General features: G+C 33.2%; 3 protein-coding genes. 1 reads left to right on the forward strand and 2 read right to left on the reverse strand.

What is annotated here, in order from left to right; genetic code table 11:
* Window positions 1–501, reverse strand: a 501-nt coding sequence (locus CF67_RS00760) for a MarC family protein (RefSeq protein WP_034413115.1), incomplete at its 3' end; no start/stop codon positions are given.
* Window positions 502–879: 378 nt separating this feature from the next.
* On the opposite strand from CF67_RS00760, the gene CF67_RS00765 reads away from it, so the two are divergent.
* Window positions 880–1329 (forward strand): RNA recognition motif domain-containing protein, encoded by a 450-nt coding sequence (locus CF67_RS00765; protein ID WP_034413119.1) that lies wholly within the window; start codon window positions 880–882, stop codon window positions 1327–1329.
* On the opposite strand, the gene murI is transcribed toward CF67_RS00765, so the two are convergent.
* On the reverse strand, window positions 1292–2086 hold the full coding sequence (murI, locus tag CF67_RS00770; protein ID WP_034413122.1) for a glutamate racemase: 795 nt from the start codon (window positions 2084–2086) through the stop codon (window positions 1292–1294). The two genes, CF67_RS00765 and murI, sit on opposite strands and share 38 nt — an antisense overlap.
* Window positions 2087–2941: the final 855 nt, after the last annotated feature.

Here is a 2941-nt window from a genome sequence, read left to right on the forward strand (position 1 = left end):
TACCTTCAGTCCTCTTTCTCCTAAAATACGATGAAAAAAACCACAAAACATTAAAATCAAGAATGTAGCGCCCCAAGCAATTAATACAGCGATATAAAGTTGTACAAGACTCCCTGGATGCTGAGTTGATAACAATAGCAATGCAGCAATCACTGAAGGCCCTGCAAGCATTGGTGTCGCTATAGGAACAATAAAAGGCTCTTCATCATCCATTGAATTGCCAACACCAATATTAGGGAATATCATCCTAATTGCAATGATAAATAAAATGATTCCTCCTGATATACTTAATGTCCCGGGTGCAAGATTTAAAAAGCTCATTATGCTTTGTCCTGCAAACAAAAACGATATTAGAATTAACAACGCAAATGATGATTCACGAATTAAAACTTTACGTCTGCGCTTAAGATCTAAATGTTTTAATACCGAGAGAATAATAGGCAAATTACCGAGCGGATCCATGATTAAAAACAACATACTAGCAGCAGATAATATTTCCATAATAAACTAGCACTCTCAATTAAAAATAAGCACGACATGATATCCAAAGCAACAATTTTGGTAAATGGAAAAACTAATAAAATTATTGATCCCGGTACCTAAATTAAATAGCTTAATTATTATTTGTATTGATAATGTAGATTTAAAAGAATCTTTAAATATGAAATTATTTGAACTACAGTATTTGAATCAAAATCAGTTTAGTTCCTCAAATGTTGAGCTCGCTTCTTATCGCTATTTTGTCCAATAATATTTCAACATTTGAAATATGTCACATCAATAATACTGGAAAAATATCACCTGTACACGTAAGAGCTTTCTATCTGCCTAAACTACAGGTACAATTGTCTTTTGATTCACTCAATTATGTAGTCCGATATGAATTTTAATAAATCAAATTTGCTGATTCTTATCCTAGCTTTGTCCGGTGGGATTCTTTTTTCGCAAATAACAGTGTCACCAGCTCTTTCTTTTTTTATAGGTGTTTGCCTCTCTGCTTTAGTCCTAAAGTTCTCTAACCATAGCATCCAGCATTCTATTGAACCCCCTTTAACTAAAACGCTTTATGTAGGTAATTTACCATACAAGGTCAACGAAACCGATGTTAGAGAACTTTTTTCTCAATATAGCAAAGTCTTGGCTGTACGCCTGATGAAAGATAAACGAACAGGTAAAAGAAGAGGTTTCGGTTTTGTCGTAATAAACTCTTCGGACGTCAATAAAACAATACAAGCGTTGAATGGTGAAGATTATCTGCAGCGTACCTTAAAAGTGCGTGTTGCTAACGATCCTAAATACTTTGAATCAAACGAAGTTGAACAGGAGTAAAACCTAGCTTATCCAAAACGTAGTTCAGCACGTCTCCTTTCCAAGGAGGCGCACTGCAGTAGATTTGGTTTTTCTTTCCACTTGCTTGAGAGTTCTCTAAATTTAGTAAGCTTTTCACTCTTCTAGCAACTGCCTTGCCAGAATCCACCAACAAAACACTATAACCTAATACGGATTGAAGCTCTGCCTTAATTAACGAAAAATGAGTACATCCTAAAACAACGACGTCTACATGACCTTGTATCGGAATCAATATTTCAGCTAATTCATAAATATCAACTTTTATTCCTCTAATTTTTTCTTCTGCAATCTCCACTAATCTCCTTGAACCTAGCATTCTAACACTTTTATTTTTAGAAAAATTACTAACTAAATCTTTCGTATATTTCCTAGTAATAGTTGCAGAGGTAGCAATAAGCCCAACTGCTTTGCTAGACAATAAGGAAGCAGTTTTTATTGCTGGAACTACACCAACAGTAGGAATCGTAAGTTTCGCCCTTAATGTTGGAAGAACAACTGTACTTGCAGTACAGCAAGCAATCACGACTAAATCAATTTTATGACTTTGAATAAAACTGGTAATATATGTGTCAACCCTTCTTACTAAAATATCCTGTGATAATTCACCATATGGATACGCCTCATTATCAAAAATATAAACACAGCTGAGCTGAGGCAACAACGCTTTAATCTCTTGATAAATAGATAAGCCACCAACTCCTGAGTCAAAAATAAGAACGCTTCGATTTTTTAACACACCCTAATATTCCAATAATTAAAACCCTTACAAGGTTAACTGTAGAATGGTACCAAAAATGTAATGTGAACTACATTCTATTCACTTGACTACTAATCCTCTACTTCATAACCGAAGACAAGAAGTTTTCTAATATATATTCTTACGACAATTGATAATAACTTAATCAAATTGAAATAATGCTAAAATTGAATAAAACCCATGCTCATTACAGTGTATACTGTGCTGAAAGATAAAGAACTTTACTACTATCATCTTTATAACTAAGGACAATTATAAAAATGCCATCTTAACCACTTTCCGTCAGTAAGCCACATTTATCTTAATGATTTGATACTTAAGCTAATCAATATAGTAATTGTGTTATGTATTATTATTTCAGACACACTCCCCTCCTAGTAACCTTAAACTAAGAAATTTTAGCCTTTTTTCACTGTTAACTTAATGAAACTTGGATGATACACATCAAAACGCCTAAACATACTTAATGTTCTGCTGTATTGAATATCAATATTGTTGAGTAAGGTAGTGAAGAACAAAAATTATATTGGCTTAGAACTTAATTTCACTAACAAATGAGTAATAACTGTCACAACTAGATGTTTAAATTTCCATAAAATACTAAAATGGATGACAGGATATACCTGGGAAAAAAATAACAGCAACCCATCAAAACTAACTATAGTAATTGCCATTGTTCAGTGATGTGAATATAAACTAGCTCTAGCTGACAAAGTCTCTAAGCTATCAATTGACTCTAACTTACAACACAAAGTGCCTGGTGCGCTTTCGTAACATATAACCTGCACTTAACACAAGATAAATATGACTTTCATCGGTTTTTTTTAAAAAAAA

It is taken from the genome of Candidatus Photodesmus blepharonis, assembly GCF_000731795.2.
Classification (GTDB): Bacteria; Pseudomonadota; Gammaproteobacteria; order Enterobacterales; family Vibrionaceae; genus Vibrio; species Vibrio blepharonis.